Genomic DNA, 17,375 nt, shown 5'->3' with positions numbered 1-17,375 from the left:
CGCCCTCCGGGACGGGTGTCGGGACCGTCGCTTACTCGGCGGCGATCGGGGCGGCCCGGGCCGCGTCGGTGATGTGGCGGGCGATCTGGGTCGAGGCGTAGTTCTTGGCCTTGGCCTCGATCTCGAAATCGGCCCAGACCATGTGGCGGGCCACGAGATTGTTCACCGCCCGGTTCCACATCATGTCGGAATGGGCGGCGAGGTCCCGGACCGCGTGGCCGGCGGCGCGCAGGGCCGGGAAATCGGGCAGGGCATCCGGGTCGCAATCGGCCGAGACCGCCTCGCGCGAGACGCTGATATGCGCCACCGGCCGCACCCCGCGCCAGGACTCCCGCACCCGGGCGACGCGGGGATCGTCGGGCTCGAGATATTCGCCGCCGCTCTGGACCCAGTGATGGTGCAGGTCGAGCACCACCGGCACGATGTCGGCGAGCTGGAGCACCGCCTCGACGCCGAAGACGTTCTCGTCGTTCTCGACGGTGATGAGGTCACGGGCCACCTGGCTCGCCCGGGGCAGGGTCTCGCGGAACCCCGCCACGCCCGGATCGCCGGCGCCGACATGGATGTTGATGTGGCCGCCGTGCGGGTGCCAGCCGCCGCCATAGCCCATGCGGTCGAAGATCTCGGCGTGGTAGTCGAGCTCGGACAGGCCGTTGGCGATGGCCGCCGGGTTGCGGCTCGCCAGCAGGCAGAACGGCCCCGGATGGAAGCTCAGCCGCACGCCGAGCCGGCGCGCCAGCGCCCCGGCCTCGGCCAGCCCGCGCGCGACCAGGGCCTCCATCTCGGGCTCGGCGTAGATCGGGCGCGCGATGGCGTGGGTGTAGCCGGGCAGGACGTTGCTCGCCATGCGCAGCAGGCGCTCGATCGGCGGCCGGGCCCCCACCCAGGCGATCTGGCGGGCCAGCGCATCGAGGTTGTGCGCGACGAGACCGGCGAGCTTCGCATGCCGGGCGACGGGGTCCAGCTTGGCGAGATGCGCCATGGTCACGCTGGTCAGGTTCATGTGGAGCGTCGCCTCGCGCTCCGCCTTGAGGGTGGCGTGCGTGTCGAGCGGCTCGTCCAGAACGAACTTGCAGCAGAAACCGAGGCGGGGCTGATCGCGCATAGGGTGCACAACGCGCGAGGACGCCACGCGTGCCCGACATCGCGCGCGGAACGGCCGCGCTTCGCCGACGTTTGAGCCTTCGAGCGCGGCAGTTCCGCGCGGACGGCCGTCTCGTACCTCCATGCCCGCGTCGCCCCCCCGCCCGAGTTCCGCGCCGGAAACCGGCTCGCTCCTCTGGATCCTGATGCTGGGCTCGGCTCTGGTGGCGCTCGCCGCCGCGCCCGCCCGGCGGCGCATGCCGGACCTGCCCGAACGGCCCGAGGCCCCGGCCGACCGCCCCCCGTCGGATGCGGACCAAACGGCCCGCGACAAGGCGGCCAACGGCGGCGCGCGCTCGATCACCGGCCGCGCCGCGCAGCTCACCGCGGCGACGCAGCCCGAGCGCGGGCGCGCGGCCAACAGCCCCGCCGAGATGACCCCGGCCGGCTGGAAGGACATCGCGGTCCGGGTCTACCTGGAATTCAACAAGGACCGGGTGCTGGCGGTGGCCGCCGGGGTGACCTTCTACACCCTGCTGTCGCTGTTCCCGGCCATCGCGGCGCTCGTCACCTGCTACGGCCTGTTCGCGGACGTCAACGCGATCAACGAGCACCTGGCGCAGCTGCACGCGGTGCTGCCCTCGGGCGCGGTCGAGCTGATCGGCGACCAGATCAAGCGCATCGCCGCCAAGGGCAGCAGCTCCTTGAGCCTTACCTTCTTCACCAGCCTGCTGCTGTCGCTGTGGAGCGCCAACGCCGCCATGAAGGCGATGTTCGACGCCCTGAACGTGGTCTACGAGGAGGAGGAGAAGCGCAACTTCTTCTGGCTCAACATCCGCTCGCTCACCTTCACGGTGGGCGCGCTGCTGTTCATCATCATCGCGCTCAACGCGATCGTGGTGGTGCCGGTGGTGCTGAACTTCCTCGGCCTCGGCTCGGGCGCGTGGCTGCTCGCGGCCCTGCGCTGGCCGGCGGTGCTGCTGGTGCTGCTCGCCGGGCTCTCGGTGCTCTACCGGTTCGGGCCGAGCCGCGAGCATGCCCGCTGGCGCTGGGTTGGCGTCGGCAGCATCGTGGCGGGGCTGCTCTGGCTGATCGCGTCGCTGCTGTTCTCCTGGTACGTGGCGAGCTTCGGCACCTACAACGAGACCTACGGCTCGCTCGGCGCCGTGATCGGCTTCATGACCTGGATCTGGATCTCGTCGACCATCGTGCTGCTCGGCGGCGAGATCAATGCCGAGCTGGAGCACCAGACCGGGCGCGACACCACCACGGGCGCGCCGCTGCCGATGGGCCACCGCCGGGCCCGGATGGCCGACACGGTCGGGGCGGCGGCGTAGCGGCACGTCTGCCGGCGCCCGGCGACAGGATGCCGCCGGTGCAGCCGTTTTCAGGGGTGCGGGACTGCCGGGCCTCGCGCGCGATGCCTATATCTCCCGTCGAAAAGGGAGATGTTCATGGCCGATAGCGCGACCACCAACCCGGATACCCGCAGCGACGCCGAGTGGCGCGCGACGCTCACGCCCGAGCAGTACCGGGTGCTGCGCGAGCACGGCACCGAGCGCGCCGGCACGAGCTGCCTGCTCGCCGAGAAGCGCCCGGGCACCTTCACCTGCGTCGGCTGCGGCCAGCCGCTGTTCGAGCAGGGAACCAAGTTCGAGTCCGGCACCGGCTGGCCGAGCTTCTTCGAGCCGCTGGAAGGCGCCGTCGAGACCACGGTGGACCGCAGCCACTGGATGGTCCGGACCGAGGTCCATTGCGCCCGCTGCAAGGGCCATCTCGGCCACGTCTTCGACGACGGCCCCGCCCCCACGGGCCTGCGCTACTGCATGAACGGCGCCGCGATGAACTTCGAGCCGGCGGCCTGAGCCGCCCGGCGCCGGTTTAATCTGGATTGGGAAAACGGCGCTGAAAGACGGGATATCGGGGACAGGCGGGGATCCGGGCGAATCACAACCGGGTTCCGGTCTTGATTTCGTCGTGTTTTTGCTTAGCGGTTAACCGTCTCATGTTGTCGCCGTCCGGTATTGGCGGTGGATGCGGTCCTGTCCGAGCCAATACGGCGTTGCGGCTAAGCTTATACGCCGTCAGTGCTGGTTCGACTTACCAGATCCATCCGGGCCGGCGGCCCTGAGGGCAGTCCGCCGGATCGGCGCACCGCCGACGAAGCGGGAGGGGTTTTGAGTTCATGAGCACCATTCGCCGATTCCTGGTCGCGCCATCCCTGGTCCGCCTGATCCGCAAGGAGCGCGGCGGCGCCCGGATCACCGAGGGCCACTTCGCCGCGCAGGGGGGCCGCAGCTCCTACGTGCGCGTCGACGGACAGAACTGCCAGCTGGTGCTGGTGAACAAGGGGCCGGACGGCATCCCGGTCGAGGAGCGGACCGACGTGCCGCGCGCCCACGGCGACGCGCTGCTCGACGTCTGCCCCGGCAAGGCGGCCTACGACCGCACGGTCCTGACCATCGGCGGGCGCGAGGTCACGGTCGACCGCTACGTCACGCCGGGCAATCTCGACCTGATCAGCGTCGCCTTCGACAACGACGGCGATGCCTCCGCCTTCCAGGCGCCGACCTGGTTCGGCCGCGAGGTCAGCAGCGAGCCGGCCTTCGAGCGCCAGGCGCTCGCCATCCAGGGCGTGCCGGCGGCCGAAGAGGTGCCCCTGAGCAACGCGGCCCTCGACGCGGTCCTCGACCTGATCGAGCCGCGCTTCGGCTTCGGCCGGTACGGCAGCACCGCGCGCGCCAGCGAGCCGTCGGAAGACGGCGCGATGAACGCCATGCGCCGGATCGTGACCCCGGCCGCCGCGGCAGCCCCCGTCGCGGCACCGCCCGCCCCGCCGGCCCCGGCTCCGGCCCCCGAAGCCGTCGAGCCGCCCCCGGCGGCCCCCGTCGCCGAGGCTCATCCGGAGACCGAGCATCATCCGGAGCCCGAGCCGGCCCCCGCCCCGGAGCCCGTGCATCACGCTGCGCCGGTCGCCCAGGAGCCCAGCGCCGCCCCGACCCAGGCCGCGCCGCAAGAGACCATCCACAGCGATGCCCGCATCGACGACGTGATCGAGAGCCTGTCCCAGGCGCTCGGCGCCGCGATCCACCAGCAGCCGGAACACGCCACCACCGAGGCCAAGGACGCGAAGTCGGACGAGGCCGCGGGCGTGTTCGAGCGCTGGACCGTCCGTCCCCGCCGGACGCAGCAGCAGACCTGATCCGCCGAATGTCCGGGAAGGCCGCGGGGGCAGGGCGCCACCGCGGCCTTTTTGCTGCGCGCTCCCCATTCGCGTCATCCGTTCTGGGATGCGGTTCGACAGCGGCGATACAAACCGCCGTGTCATTCAGGGGGCCATAGGTGGGTGGGGCCCTGATGGCCCATGTCCGATGAGAGCGGACCCAAATTCCGGCTTTTAGCTGCCCAAGGCGCACCGAACGCAACGCCGACAAATAACCACGGCGAGAAGACTTTCAGCCGGGGATCGACAGGCTTTTGTCACACTTGGTTCGCCGGTGATGACCGGGCCGCCGTTGAGGCGGAAGGCGATTATCGCTAGCGTGCCGGCACATTGGGAGGATGCACGGCAACCGTGCACGGGATGGATATGGCACAAGCAACCCACGCGACGACCGCGCCCGGCGCCCCCCGCGAGCCCTGGTACAAGGTCCTCTATATCCAGGTCCTGATCGCCATCGTGCTCGGTGTGCTGCTCGGCTGGTACGACCCGGCCACCGGCAAGGCGATGAAGTGGCTCGGCGATGCCTTCATCGGCCTGATCAAGATGATGATCGCGCCGATCATCTTCTGCACCATCGTGCACGGCATCGCGTCGGTCGGCGACCTCAAGAAGGTCGGGCGCGTCGGCGTGAAGGCGCTGGTCTATTTCGAGGTGGTCTCCACGCTGGCGCTGCTGATCGGCGTGCTGGTCGGCGAGGTGATCAAGCCCGGCGCCGGCTTCAACGCCGACCCGTCGAAGCTCGACGCCAGCAAGGTCGCGACCTACGCCAACAAGGCGGCGGCCGATTCCACCGTCGCCCACATCCTGGCGATCATCCCGAAGAGCTTCTTCGATCCCTTCGCCACCGGCGACCTGCTGCAGGTGCTGCTGATCTCGATCCTCACCGGCGTCGTCGTGACGAGCCTGGGCGAGCGCGCCGCCGCGGTGAACAGCGCGATCGACACCGCCGGGCAGATCTTCTTCAAGATCATCGGCATCGTGGTGAAGCTCGCCCCCGTCGGCGCTTTCGGGGCGATGGCGTTCACGATCGGCGAGTACGGCATCCAGAAGGTCTACGACCTCGCCTGGCTGGTCGGCACCTTCTACGTCACCGCGATCCTGTTCGTGCTGGTGGTGCTCGGGAGCATCGCCAAGGTCGCGGGCTTCTCGATCCTGCGCTTCCTCGCCTACATCAAGGACGAGCTGCTGATCGTGGTCGGCACGTCGTCCTCCGAGACGGTGCTGCCGCAGCTGATGACCAAGATGCGCCGGCTCGGCGCCTCGGATTCGGTGGTCGGCCTCGTGGTCCCGACCGGCTACTCGTTCAACCTCGACGGTACCAACATCTACATGACCCTGGCCACGCTGTTCCTGGCCCAGGCCGTGGGGGCGGACCTGACCTTCGCGCAATACGCGACGATCATCCTGGTGGCGATGCTGACCTCGAAGGGCGCCTCGGGCGTCACCGGCGCCGGCTTCATCACCCTGGCGGCCACGCTCTCGGCGATCCCGAACAGCCCGGTCCCGGTCGCGGCCATGACCCTGGTGCTCGGCATCGACAAGTTCATGTCCGAGTGCCGCGCGCTCACCAACCTCGTCGGCAACGGCGTCGCCTGCGTGGTGGTCAGCCGCTGGGAGGGCGAGCTCGACATGGTCAAGCTCAACGAGGTCATGGCCCATCCGGTCTCTATCGGCACCGACATCGCCGACCACGCGCCGCAGCCGATGGGGACCGACGGCAAGGTCACCAAGGTCGCCGCGGCGGAGTGATGCCTGCGCCCACCGGGCGGGCACGCCTGGGCATCGATCTCGGCGGCACCAAGATCGCCGGGATCGTGCTGGATTCACGGGGCGCGACCCTGGCCGAGGCCCGGATCCCGGCGCCGCGCGGCGCCTATCGCGACACCATCGAGGCCCTGGCCACCCTGGTGGCCCGCCTGGAATCCGAGGCCGGCGCGCCGTGCAGCGTCGGCATCGGCATGCCGGGCAGCCTGTCGCCCGCCACGGGCCTCGTGCGCAACGCCAATTCTCACTGGCTCAACGGCCACCCCTTCGGGATCGACCTCGCGCAGCGGCTCGACCGGCCGGTGCGGATCGAGAACGACGCCAATTGCCTGGCGGTCTCGGAAGCGGTCGACGGCGCCGGCGCCGGCGCGCGCGTCGTCTGGGCGGTGATCCTGGGCACCGGCGTCGGATCCGGCATCGCCATCGACGGCCGCGTGCTGACCGGCCGCAATGCGATCGCGGGGGAATGGGGCCACGGCCCCCTGGCCGCGCCCCGGGCCGACGAGCAGCCCGGGCCCGCATGCTATTGCGGCCGCCGGGGCTGCGTCGAGACCTGGCTGTCCGGCCCGGGCCTGGCGGCCGACCACGCCAGGCGGCACGGCGGCGCCCTCACCGCCGAGGCCATCGTGGCGGCCGCGCGTGACGGCGACGCGCAGGCGCGCGATACGCTCGCGACCCATCTCGACCGCCTCGGCCGCGCAGCCGCCCAGGTCGTCAACCTGCTCGATCCGGACGTGATCGTGATCGGCGGCGGCCTGTCGCGGATCCCCGAGCTGATCGCCGGCCTGCCCGCAGCGATCGCCCCCCATGTCTTCTCCGACGCCTTCGACACGCCGGTTAGCGCGAGCCTGCACGGCGATGCCTCGGGCGTGCGCGGGGCAGCCTGGCTCTGGGACGCGGACTGAGCGTCCGATCGGCGCATCGACCGACGACGCGGCCCCGATCGCGCACGAGCCGAAGAGTTTCGCGCCGCGCGGGCACAAGCCCCAACGACCGTAAGCAGGCGTCGGCACTCCGGTCCCATGCCGGATGCGCAGGGATGCGGGTCCACTGGCAGCAGCGCCGGATTTGCGGCTTGCCTCCAATCCATCCCAAGCATAAGATTGCCGCGCCGAAGATAAACGACTCAATTTTACTTGGAACAGATAGTAATATTTGGTCACTTATCTGCGGATTGAGACTATAAATAACAGAAAACAGATAAGATATTCGTCTTAAAATTGGACGTATACAGGGAAGAAATCCGAGACGGGACTCGAATCAGCCTTCGACGTCTTGGATACCCGTAATGCGCGTCCTCCTGGTTTCGTCTGCGTTCAACAGCATGACGCAGCGATTTTTCGTCGAATTGTCCGATGCCGGATACGAGGTCGCGGTCGAGATCTACGGCGGCGACGAGCAGCGCCTCGAAGATGCGTTCGCCGCGTTCCGCCCGGACCTGACGATCGCCCCGTTCCTGACCCGCGCGATCCCCGAGCGGATCTGGCGCGAGCATCTGACGCTGATCGTGCATCCGGGCATCGAGGGCGATCGCGGCGCCTCCGCCCTCGATTGGGCGATCCAGGAGAAATGGGCCCAGTGGGGCGTGACCCTGCTGCAGGCGGAAGCCGAGATGGATGCCGGCCCGATCTGGGCGACGCGCAACTTCCCGCTGCGCCAGGCGCCCAAGAGCAGCGTCTATCGGCGTGAGGCGATCGACGCCGCAATCTCCTGCCTGTGGGAGGCCCTCGCCAATTTTCAGACGCCGGGCTTCCGGCCCCGGCCGCTCGACTACGCGGCCCCGACCGCCCTCGGGCGCCTGCGGCCGTCGATGAAGCAGGCGGATCGCCGGATCGACTGGAGCCGGTGCGAGACGGCCGACATCCTCGCCCGGATCCACGCGGCCGACGGCGTGCCCGGCGTGCTCGACGAGGTCTACGGCCTGCCGGTCTATCTCCATGCCGCCTGCGCGGAGCCCGAACTGCGCGGCGCCCCGGGCGCGGTGATCGCCCGGTCGGAGAGCGGCGCGATCTGCCGCGCGACGGTCGACGGCGCGGTCTGGATCGGCCGCCTGAAGCCGAAGCTGGAGGGCGGCGGCGGTATCAAGCGCAGCGCCCTGGACACGCTGGGCGACCGGATCCCGGCCGACCTGCCCGTCGCCGTCCCGGCGGGCCTCGCGCATCCCAATCCGGTCGAGGAGGTGAGGCTGGAGCGCAGGGGCGACATCGTCCACCTCCACTTCGACTTCCACAACGGCGCGATGAGCACGGTGCAGTGCCGTCGGCTCCAGGCGGCGTTCCGCCAGGCCGCGGAGAGCTCCGCCAAGGTCATCGTGCTGGAGGGCGGTGACGACCTGTTCTCGAACGGCATCCATCTCAACGAGATCGAGGCCAGCGCCGACCCGGCGGCGGAATCCTGGGCCAACATCGTCGCCATGGACGATCTGGTGCGCGAGATCATCACCGCGACCGGCACGGTCGTCGTCGCCGCGCTCGCGCGCAATGCCGGCGCCGGCGGCGCGATCCTGCCGCTGGCCGCCGACTTCGTGCTGGTCCGGCAGAGCGTGGTGCTCAACCCGCATTACCGCAACATGGGCTGGCTCTACGGCTCGGAATACTGGACCTACCTGCTGCCCCGCCGGGTCGGCTGGGAGCGCGCCGTCCAGTTGACCGAGGCGTGCCTGCCGATCAGCGGCCGGCGGGCCGCCGAGATCGGGCTGGCCGACGAGGCCATCTCGGGCGATGCCGATCAGTTCGCCCGGGCCGTCCAGGCCTTCGCCGCCGCGCAGGCGGAGCGGCATGCCGCGCTCACCGACCGCAAGCGCCTGCAGCGCCAGGAGGACGAGGACCGCCGGCCGCTCGATGCCTATCGCCGGCACGAGCTGACGCAGATGTACCGGAACTTCCACCAGCCGGACGCGCCCTATCACCGCGCCCGCAGCGCCTTCGTGCACAAGCGTCCGGCCTGCTGGTCGCCGCTCTCGGTCCGCATGCTGACGGAGCTGAAGCGGCTCGAGACGAGCGCCACGCCGGAGGTCATCCGGAACGCTGCGGCTTAGGAGGCTGCCGCCCGGCAGAGCGCATTGGAAGACGGATGGGGGCGGGGTTCTTCTCGCCTCTTACAGGACAACCGCCTGCGCCCCGTGATTCCGGAGCAGCGGAGCCCGGAATCCGCAACCGCAGCGGGATCAGGGTCCTGCACTCTCGGCGGCTCTGCGTTGCCCCCTCCGGATTCGACCGCGCCTGCGGTTCATCGGAGTCACGCCGTGGCTTCTCCGGCCGCTATCGCATCGCGAACTCGATACGCGGTCACAAGAACTACAATCCGACACCGATAAGCTGTCGTCGCTGGCGAACGGGCTGCCGTCGCACAGGCTCCGGCACATGACGCGGCACCCGCACGGTCACGTGTCCGGGTCCACCCTTGTCGAGGCGCGAGGGGCAGGGCAGGGAGGGCCCGTCCCAGATCCGATGGCCCGATGATCGTCCGCACCCGGCCCAACCTGTTCACCCTGCTGTTCACCATGCAGGGCTCGATCCTGCCGCGCGTGGCCTGGAAGCTCGTCGGCATCGTCGCGGTCGCCTGCCTGGTGGTCTGGGCGGAGGCGCGCTGGCCGGCCGTCTTCCCGGTGACCGCGGGGGTCGCGCCGTTCACGCTGGTCGGCCTCGCCCTGTCGATCTTCCTGAGCTTCCGCAACAATGCCTGCTACGAGCGCTGGTGGGAGGCCCGGAAGGTTTGGGGCAGCCTGATCGGCGAGGTGCGCAACCTGGCCCGCCTCCTGCCGGCCCTGCTGCCGCCCGCCGAGGCGGCGCCGCAGCTGCGCAGGCTGTCGGCCTTCGCGCACGGCCTGCACGCGCGCCTGCGCGGCCTCGACGAGGCCCTGGCGGTGGACGGGAAGGCCCCCGGGGCGGATCTCTGTGGTCCCAATCCCACCGATTCGGTCCTGGCCGCCCTGACCCGCGATCTCGCCGGGCTGATGCGCAGCGGGCGCCTCACCGATATCCAGTTCGGCCTTATCGAGGCGCGGATCGAGGCGCTGTCCGGCGTTCACACCGCCTGCGAGCGGATCGCCAACACGCCGCTGCCCTTCGCCTACACGCTGCTCGTCTACCGCACCGCCTGGCTCTACTGCCTGCTCCTGCCGGTGGGGCTCACCGGCTCGCTCGGCTGGGCGACGCCCGTGGTCGTGGCACTGGTCGGCTACACCTTCTTCGGCCTCGATGCCCTGGGTGACGAGCTGGAGGAGCCGTTCGGCACCGAGCCGAACGACCTGCCCCTCGACGCGATGGTCCGTGCCGTCGACCGCATCGTCCAACACGCCCTCGGCGAGCCGATGCCGGCACCGCTGGCGCCGGACGGGTACTGGCTGCGGTAGGGCAGGGGTCAGCCGTTCCAGCCGCGCAGGACCGGCTCGCTCCGGTCATGCTCGTAGCCCAGCACGCTGACGCTCGCGGTGCCGAGCACCAGCAGCGCGCCGCCCTCCGGTGGCAGGCCGATCCAGCGGGCGGCGAGCACGCGCAGGACATGCGCGCTGGAGAACAGGATCAGGTCCGCGTCCAGGGCGCGGAGCCGGGCGATGACCCGGTCCGCCCGGGCGCCGACATCGGCAGCATCCTCGCCGCCGGGGCAGCCGTCCCGGAACAGGCGCCAGCCTGGGCGCTCGGTGAGAATGTCCTTGGTGGTCCGTCCTTCGTAGGCGCCGTAATCCCATTCGGCCAGGTCCGGCTCGATCACGCGACCCGCTCCGAAACCGGCAAGGGCACAGGTGGTGACCGCCCGACTCGACGGGCTCGACCAGACCGCCGCATAGGTCCGTTCCGCCAAGCGTGGCGCCAGGGTGCGGGCCGCGTCCTCGCCGGCCGGCGTCAACGGGATGTCGCTGCGCCCGGTATGCTGGCCGGACCGGCTCCAGGCGGTCTCGCCGTGGCGGACCAGGGTGATCTGCGGGAGCTGGGTCTCGGACATGCACGCCTCCGGCTGCCCATGTTCAACGCATCCGGGCCGATCCGGCACCACGCGGCCCAATCGCCGCACCGCAGCCCCAACATCGCCCTTGCGCGGCTGGATAAACGGACATAAACATATCTTTATGTCTAACGCTGAGAGTCGCGCGGCGGGATCGATCCCCTTTCCGGAAGCCCTGGGCGTTCTGCGCGCGGCGGCCGAGGAGACGCGCCTGCGCATCCTGGCGCTGCTGACGGAAGGTGAGCTGTCGGTCTCCGACCTCACCGACATTCTCGGCCAGTCGCAGCCGCGCATCTCGCGCCACCTCAAGCTGCTGGTCGAGGCGGGCCTCGTCGAGCGCCATCGCGAGGGCGCCTGGGCGTTCTTCCGGCTGTCCGAGGCGCGGGCCGGCCTAGCCGACCCGCTCCTGTCCGGGCTCGACCGGACCACGCCGCCGCTCTCGGAGGATCGCGCCCGGCTCGATGCGGTGCGTACCCAGAGGGCCGAGGCGGCCCAGACCTTCTTCGCCCGGCTGGCGCCGAAATGGGACGAGCTGCGCTCTCTGCACGTCCCCGAGGCCACCGTCGAGGCGGCGGTGCTCGACGCGCTCGGCGAGCGCCCGCTCGGCAGCCTGATCGATCTGGGCACCGGCACGGGCAGGATGCTCGGCCTGCTCGCGCCGCGGGCCGGCCGCGCGACCGGGCTCGATTCGAGCCACGCCATGCTGTCGGTCGCCCGAGCCAACCTGGAGCGTCAGGGCCTGTCGCGGGTCGACCTGCGCCAGGGCGACATCCACGCGCCGCCCTTCGCCCGGGCGAGCTTCGACCTAGTGGTGGTGCATCAGGTGCTCCACTATCTGGACGATCCGGCGCGCGCCTTGCGGGGTGCCGCGCGCCTCGTCGCACCCGGGGGCCGGCTCCTGGTGGTTGATTTCGCGCCGCACGATCTCGAATTCCTGCGCAGCAGCCAGGCCCACCGCCGCCTCGGCTTCTCCGCGGACCAGGTTTCCCACTGGCTGGCCGAAGCCGGGCTCGCCACGGTCGCGACCCGCGATCTGGTGCCCCGGGAGGCCGGGCAGCTCACCGTCACGCTCTGGCTCGCCCAGGACATGGGCGTCGGCCGCGAGGCGGAACCGCTTCAGCGCGCGGTCGCCTGACCTCCGGGCCGGACGACCTCCACGCAACCCTGTTCACCCATATCGTCTGAACCGATCGACATAGAGGACGAGACCCGATGCGCCGTTCCACCCACCGCGCCAGCCGCGACGGCTACCACCCGATCCGCGTCTCGATCGAGTTCTTCCCGCCGAAGACCGACGAGATGGAGAAGATCCTGTGGTCCTCGATCGAGCGGCTGGCCCCGCTCCAGCCGAAATTCGTCTCCGTGACCTACGGGGCCGGCGGCTCGACCCGGGAGCGCACCCACAACACCGTCGCCCGGATGATCCGCGAGACCACCCTCAAGCCGGCCGCGCACCTCACTTGCGTGGATGCCAGCCGTGAGGAGATCGACGCGGTGGTGCAGGCCTACTGGGATGTCGGCGTGCGCCACATCGTGGCCCTGCGCGGCGACCCGGCCGACGGCGTCGGCCACGCCTACAAGCCGCATCCCGAGGGCTACGCCACGACCGCGGAGCTCGTCGAGGGGATCAAGCGCATCGGCGACTTCAAGGTCTCGGTCTCGGCCTATCCCGAGAAGCACCCGGAGGCCGCCACCCTGGAGGCGGACATCGATGCGCTGAAGGCCAAGGTCGATGCCGGCGCCGACCAGGCGATCACCCAGTTCTTCTTCGAGAACGAGGTCTACCTGCGCTACCTCGAGAAGGTGCGGGCCGCCGGGATCACGATCCCGATCATCCCGGGCATCCTCACCGTGCAGAACTTCAAGCAGGCGGCGAACTTCGCCCGCCGCACCGGCGCCTCCGTGCCCTACTGGCTGGCGGCCCGGTTCGAGGGTCTGGACAACGACGTGGAGACCCGCCGGCTCGTCGCCGCCGCCGTGGCGGCCGAGCAGGTGCTCGACCTGGTGGACGAAGGCGTGCAGGACTTCCACTTCTACTCGATGAACCGCTCCGACCTCGTCTACGCGATCTGCCACCTGCTGGGCCTGCGCGCGCAGGCGCCGAAGCTGGCAGCGGAAAAGGCGGCGGCCTAGATTCAGCTGCACCCACACGGCGCAGCAGGGGGCAGGACGATGGCCGAACCGCAGGATATGATTCTTCCGCTTCTTCGGGAGATGCGGACCGAGTTGCAGACGGGCTTCTCCGATGTTTGCCGGCAATTCGTTGCGGTCGATGCGCGCTCGGCAGGTTGGAGCGCCAGTGCGACGATCTCCGTAAAGCCATGACGGGCGACTCGATGCTCGGTCGCTGCGCGGCCGCGGGGGTCGGGAAGCGTCTCGACGGGATCGAGAGGCGGCTCGTCATCCTGGAAAAGACGGACTGACGCGGACCATTCCCGGGCTGGTTCGAAACAAAAACTCTCACCCTCCGGCTCATCCTGAGGTGCCCGCGCCAGCGGGCCTCGAAGGAGGGCTCCAGGGATCGACACGACATCTGGGGGCCTCCTCCGAGGCCCCCGCTTCGCTACGGCACCTCGGCTGAGGTGGTCTGTTGGGACCGATCATGACTGACTTTCCCCCCGTCGACGGCACCGAGATCGCATCCGCGCTGCGGACCCGCGCGTCGGAGAAGATCCTCGTCCTCGACGGGGCGATGGGCACGGTGATCCAGCGCCTCGGGCTGACCGAGGCGGATTTCCGCGGCGACCGCTTCAAGGATCACCCGAACGATCAGAAGGGCAACAACGACCTCCTGATCCTGACCCAGCCGGACGCGATCCGGCAGATCCACCTGGATTACTTCCTCGCCGGCGCCGACGTCTGCGAGACCAACACCTTCTCGGGCACCACGATCGCGCAAGCCGATTATGGCCTTGAATCGATCATCCACGACTTGAACCGGGAGGGCGCGCGCCTCGCCCGCGAGGCCGCGCAGCTCGCCGAGAAGCAGGACGGCCGCCGCCGCTTCGTCGCCGGCGCCATCGGCCCTACGAACCGCACCCTGTCGATCTCGCCGGACGTGAACAATCCCGGCTACCGCGCCGTGACCTTCGACCAGGTCAAGACCGCCTATATGGAGCAGGTCCGCGGCCTCATCGCCGGCGGGGCCGAGCTGATCCTCATCGAGACGATCTTCGACACGCTCAACGCCAAGGCGGCGGTGGCCGCGGCCTGGGCGGTGTTCGAGGAGACCGGGATCCGCCTGCCGATCCAGATCTCCGGCACGATCACCGACCTGTCGGGCCGGACCCTCTCGGGCCAGACCCCGGCGGCGTTCTGGAACGCCCTGCGCCACTCCGATCCGCTGACCTTCGGCCTCAACTGCGCGCTGGGCGCCCGCGAGATGCGCGGCCACATCGCCGAGCTGTCGCGGATCTGCGACACCCTGGTCTGCGCCTACCCGAATGCCGGCCTGCCCAACGAGTTCGGCCTCTACGACGAGAGCCCCGAGGCCATGGGCAAGCTGGTCGGCGAGTTCGCCGAAGCCGGCCTCGTCAACATGGTCGGCGGCTGCTGCGGCACGACGCCGGACCATATCCGGGCGATCAGCGAATCGGTCGCCGGCAAGACGCCCCGGCAGATCCCCGAGATCCCGCGCCTGATGCGGCTCTCGGGGCTGGAGCCCTTCGTCCTGACCAAGGAAATCCCGTTCGTGAACGTCGGTGAGCGCACCAACGTCACCGGGTCGGCCAAGTTCAGGAAGCTCATCACCAACGGTGACTACGCCGCCGCCCTGGACGTCGCCCGGGATCAGGTCGCCGCCGGCGCCCAGGTGATCGACGTCAACATGGACGAGGGCCTGCTCGACTCGCAGAAGGCGATGGTCGAGTTCCTCAACCTCGTCGCCGCCGAGCCCGACATCGCCCGGGTGCCGGTGATGGTCGATTCCTCGAAGTTCGAGGTGATCGAGGCTGGCCTGAAATGCATCCAGGGCAAGGCGATCGTGAACTCGATCTCCATGAAGGAGGGCGAGGAGAAGTTCATCGAGGCGGCCCGGGTCTGCCGCTCCTACGGGGCCGCCGTGGTGGTGATGGCCTTCGACGAGCAGGGCCAGGCGGATACCTACGAGCGCAAGGTCGAGATCTGCACCAAGGCCTACCGGATCCTGACCGAGCAGGTCGGCTACCCGCCGGAAGACATCATCTTCGATCCGAACATCTTCGCGGTCGCCACCGGCATCGAGGAGCATAACGGCTACGGCGTCGCCTTCATCGAGGCGACCCGGACGATCCGCGAGACCCTGCCGCACGCCCATATCTCGGGCGGCGTCTCGAACCTGAGCTTCGCGTTCCGCGGCAACGAGCCGGTGCGCGAGGCGATGCACGCGGTGTTCCTGTACCACTGCATCCAGGCCGGGATGGATATGGGCATCGTCAATGCCGGCCAGCTCGCCGTCTACGACGAGATCCCGGCGGAGCTGCGCGAGCTGTGCGAGGATGTGGTCCTCAACCGCCGCGACGATTCCACCGAGCGGCTGCTGGAATCGGCCGAGCGCTTCAAGACCGGCGCCTCGGCCCAGGCCAAGACCGCCGACCTGACCTGGCGCGAGGCCCCGGTGGCCAAGCGCATCGAGCACGCGCTGGTCAACGGCATCACCGAGTACATCATCGCCGACACCGAGGAGGCGCGGGCCGGCGTCGAGCGTCCGCTCCACGTCATCGAGGGCCCGTTGATGGCCGGCATGAACGTCGTCGGCGACCTGTTCGGCGCCGGCAAGATGTTCCTGCCCCAGGTGGTGAAGTCCGCCCGGGTGATGAAGCAGGCGGTGGCCTATCTCGAGCCGTTCATGGAGGAGGAGAAGCGCGCCAATGGCGGCGACGGCAAGCGCCAGGCCGCCGGCAAGGTGCTGATGGCCACCGTGAAGGGCGACGTCCACGATATCGGCAAGAACATCGTCGGCGTCGTGCTGGCCTGCAACAACTACGAGATCATCGATCTCGGCGTGATGGTCCCGGCCGCCAAGATCCTCGACGTGGCGCGCAAGGAGAATGTCGACATCGTCGGCCTGTCCGGCCTGATCACCCCGTCGCTCGACGAGATGGTCCATGTCGCGGGCGAGATGGAGCGCGAGGGCTTCTCCGTGCCGCTGCTGATCGGCGGCGCCACCACCAGCCGGGTGCACACGGCGGTGAAGATCCACCCGGCCTATGCCAAGGGTCAGGCGGTCTACGTCACCGATGCGAGCCGCGCCGTCGGCGTCGTGTCGAGCCTGCTGTCCAAGGAGACCCGCGACTCGACGATCGAGACCGTGCGCGCCGAATACGCCAAGGTCTCGGCCGCCCATGCCCGCTCGGAGCTCGACAAGCAGCGGCTGCCCCTGGCCAAGGCCCGGGCCAACGCCTTCAAGATCGACTGGTCGGGCTATGCCCCGAAGAAGCCGGCCTTCACGGATGCCCGGGTATTCGGCTCCTACGAGGTCGCCGACCTCGTGCCGTATATCGACTGGACGCCGTTCCTGCAGACCTACGAGTTCAAGGGCCGCTTCCCGGCGATCCTCGACGATCCGGACCAGGGTCCGGCCGCCCGCGCCCTCTACGAGGACGCGCAGGAGATGCTCAAGCAGATCGTGGCCGAGCGCTGGTTCAACCCGAAGGGCGTGATCGGCTTCTGGCCGGCCAACAGCGTCGGCGACGACATCGTGCTCTACAAAGGCGAGAGCCGCAGCGACCGGCTCGCGACCTTCCACGGCCTGCGCCAGCAGCTCTCGAAGCGCGACGGGCGGCCCAACACCTGCCTGTCGGATTTCGTGGCCCCCGCGGAGACCGGCATCGCCGATTACGTCGGCGGCTTCGTGGTCACGGCCGGCCTGGAGGAGGTGCGGATCGCCGAGCGATTCGAGCGGGCCAACGACGATTACCGGGCGATCCTTGTGAAGGCGCTCGCCGACCGGATCGCCGAGGCCTTCGCCGAGCGCATGCACGAGCGCGTCCGCCGGGAATTCTGGGGCTACGCGCCGGACGAGCATTATTCGCCCGCCGAGCTGGCGAGCGAGCCCTATGACGGGATCCGTCCGGCGCCGGGCTACCCGTCCCAGCCCGACCACACCGAGAAGACGCAGCTGTTCGACCTGCTGAAGGCCGAGCGGCGGATCGGGGTGAAGCTCACCGAGTCCTACGCCATGTGGCCGGGCTCCTCGGTCTCGGGGCTCTACCTGGCGCATCCGCAGGCGCACTATTTCGGCGTCGCCAAGGTCGAGCGGGACCAGGTCGAAGACTACGCCCTGCGCAAGGGCATGGATATCCGCGAGGTCGAGCGCTGGCTCGGGCCGATCCTGAACTACGACCCGACGCGGTACTTGGCCGAAGCGGCGGAGTAGGGGGAC

Annotated in this window: 12 protein-coding genes; 10 read left to right on the top strand and 2 right to left on the bottom strand. The window is 69.6% G+C overall.

Annotation, left to right across the window (positions count from 1 at the left end; genetic code table 11):
- Positions 1-31: 31 nt before the first annotated feature.
- On the bottom strand, positions 32-1,105 hold the full coding sequence (locus BMZ47_RS05920) for an apurinic/apyrimidinic endonuclease family protein (RefSeq protein ID WP_091859654.1): 1,074 nt from the start codon (positions 1,103-1,105) through the stop codon (positions 32-34).
- Between the two features lie 121 nt (positions 1,106-1,226).
- On the opposite strand from BMZ47_RS05920, the gene BMZ47_RS05915 reads away from it, so the two are divergent.
- From BMZ47_RS05915 to BMZ47_RS05885, 7 genes are all read left to right on the top strand, one after another.
- Positions 1,227-2,420, top strand: coding sequence for a YihY/virulence factor BrkB family protein (locus tag BMZ47_RS05915; protein ID WP_091859652.1), 1,194 nt, complete (start codon positions 1,227-1,229; stop codon positions 2,418-2,420).
- Between the two features lie 117 nt (positions 2,421-2,537).
- Complete coding sequence (gene msrB / locus BMZ47_RS05910; protein WP_007562841.1) at positions 2,538-2,948, top strand: peptide-methionine (R)-S-oxide reductase MsrB; 411 nt, start codon at positions 2,538-2,540, stop codon at positions 2,946-2,948.
- A gap of 320 nt (positions 2,949-3,268) precedes the next feature.
- Positions 3,269-4,285, top strand: coding sequence for a CYTH domain-containing protein (locus BMZ47_RS05905; protein ID WP_091859650.1), 1,017 nt, complete (start codon positions 3,269-3,271; stop codon positions 4,283-4,285).
- Between the two features lie 387 nt (positions 4,286-4,672).
- Entirely contained in the window at positions 4,673-6,055 is a 1,383-nt protein-coding gene (locus BMZ47_RS05900; protein ID WP_091859789.1) for a dicarboxylate/amino acid:cation symporter, read from the top strand.
- Positions 6,055-6,975 carry an ROK family protein gene (locus BMZ47_RS05895; protein WP_091859647.1) on the top strand — a complete coding sequence of 307 codons (921 nt, stop codon included), beginning with the start codon at positions 6,055-6,057 and terminating at the stop codon, positions 6,973-6,975. The genes BMZ47_RS05900 and BMZ47_RS05895 overlap by 1 nt, the downstream gene beginning before the upstream one ends.
- A 419-nt stretch (positions 6,976-7,394) precedes the next feature.
- On the top strand, positions 7,395-9,107 hold the full coding sequence (locus tag BMZ47_RS05890) for an enoyl-CoA hydratase-related protein (protein WP_208601015.1): 1,713 nt from the start codon (positions 7,395-7,397) through the stop codon (positions 9,105-9,107).
- A 420-nt stretch (positions 9,108-9,527) separates the two neighbouring features.
- A complete protein-coding gene (locus BMZ47_RS05885) occupies positions 9,528-10,424 on the top strand; it encodes a bestrophin family protein (RefSeq protein WP_091859641.1) in 897 nt (298 codons plus the stop codon).
- 8 nt (positions 10,425-10,432) lie between these two features.
- Here BMZ47_RS05885 and BMZ47_RS05880 read toward each other — a convergent pair whose 3' ends face one another.
- A complete protein-coding gene (locus BMZ47_RS05880; RefSeq protein ID WP_091859638.1) occupies positions 10,433-11,014 on the bottom strand; it encodes a histidine phosphatase family protein in 582 nt (193 codons plus the stop codon).
- A 124-nt stretch (positions 11,015-11,138) separates the two neighbouring features.
- On the opposite strand from BMZ47_RS05880, the gene BMZ47_RS05875 reads away from it, so the two are divergent.
- The 3 genes from BMZ47_RS05875 (at position 11,139) to metH (ending at position 17,369) form a co-directional block, all read left to right on the top strand.
- Positions 11,139-12,149, top strand: coding sequence for an ArsR/SmtB family transcription factor (locus BMZ47_RS05875; protein ID WP_091859634.1), 1,011 nt, complete (start codon positions 11,139-11,141; stop codon positions 12,147-12,149).
- A 77-nt stretch (positions 12,150-12,226) separates the two neighbouring features.
- A complete protein-coding gene (gene metF, locus BMZ47_RS05870) occupies positions 12,227-13,147 on the top strand; it encodes a methylenetetrahydrofolate reductase [NAD(P)H] (RefSeq protein ID WP_007560829.1) in 921 nt (306 codons plus the stop codon).
- A 469-nt stretch (positions 13,148-13,616) separates the two neighbouring features.
- On the top strand, positions 13,617-17,369 hold the full coding sequence (gene metH / locus BMZ47_RS05865) for a methionine synthase (protein WP_091859631.1): 3,753 nt from the start codon (positions 13,617-13,619) through the stop codon (positions 17,367-17,369).
- The last annotated feature ends 6 nt before the right edge of the window (positions 17,370-17,375 follow it).

The sequence above is a fragment of the Methylobacterium brachiatum genome (assembly GCF_900113845.1).
Taxonomy (GTDB): Bacteria; Pseudomonadota; Alphaproteobacteria; order Rhizobiales; family Beijerinckiaceae; genus Methylobacterium; species Methylobacterium brachiatum.
The sequence above is the reverse complement of the archived record's forward strand: the minus strand, read 5'-3'. Positions and strand labels throughout refer to the sequence as shown.

Bases quoted from the DNA above. Each gene is read 5' to 3' on its own strand.
- BMZ47_RS05920 (WP_091859654.1), bottom strand. From the start codon at position 1,105: ATGCGCGATCAGCCCCGCCTCGGTTTCTGCTGCAAGTTCGTTCTGGAC.
- BMZ47_RS05915 (WP_091859652.1), top strand. From the start codon at position 1,227: ATGCCCGCGTCGCCCCCCCGCCCGAGTTCCGCGCCGGAAACCGGCTCG.
- msrB (WP_007562841.1), top strand. From the start codon at position 2,538: ATGGCCGATAGCGCGACCACCAACCCGGATACCCGCAGCGACGCCGAG.
- BMZ47_RS05905 (WP_091859650.1), top strand. From the start codon at position 3,269: ATGAGCACCATTCGCCGATTCCTGGTCGCGCCATCCCTGGTCCGCCTG.
- BMZ47_RS05900 (WP_091859789.1), top strand. From the start codon at position 4,673: ATGGCACAAGCAACCCACGCGACGACCGCGCCCGGCGCCCCCCGCGAG.
- BMZ47_RS05895 (WP_091859647.1), top strand. From the start codon at position 6,055: ATGCCTGCGCCCACCGGGCGGGCACGCCTGGGCATCGATCTCGGCGGC.
- BMZ47_RS05890 (WP_208601015.1), top strand. From the start codon at position 7,395: ATGACGCAGCGATTTTTCGTCGAATTGTCCGATGCCGGATACGAGGTC.
- BMZ47_RS05885 (WP_091859641.1), top strand. From the start codon at position 9,528: ATGATCGTCCGCACCCGGCCCAACCTGTTCACCCTGCTGTTCACCATG.
- BMZ47_RS05880 (WP_091859638.1), bottom strand. From the start codon at position 11,014: ATGTCCGAGACCCAGCTCCCGCAGATCACCCTGGTCCGCCACGGCGAG.
- BMZ47_RS05875 (WP_091859634.1), top strand. From the start codon at position 11,139: ATGTCTAACGCTGAGAGTCGCGCGGCGGGATCGATCCCCTTTCCGGAA.
- metF (WP_007560829.1), top strand. From the start codon at position 12,227: ATGCGCCGTTCCACCCACCGCGCCAGCCGCGACGGCTACCACCCGATC.
- metH (WP_091859631.1), top strand. From the start codon at position 13,617: ATGACTGACTTTCCCCCCGTCGACGGCACCGAGATCGCATCCGCGCTG.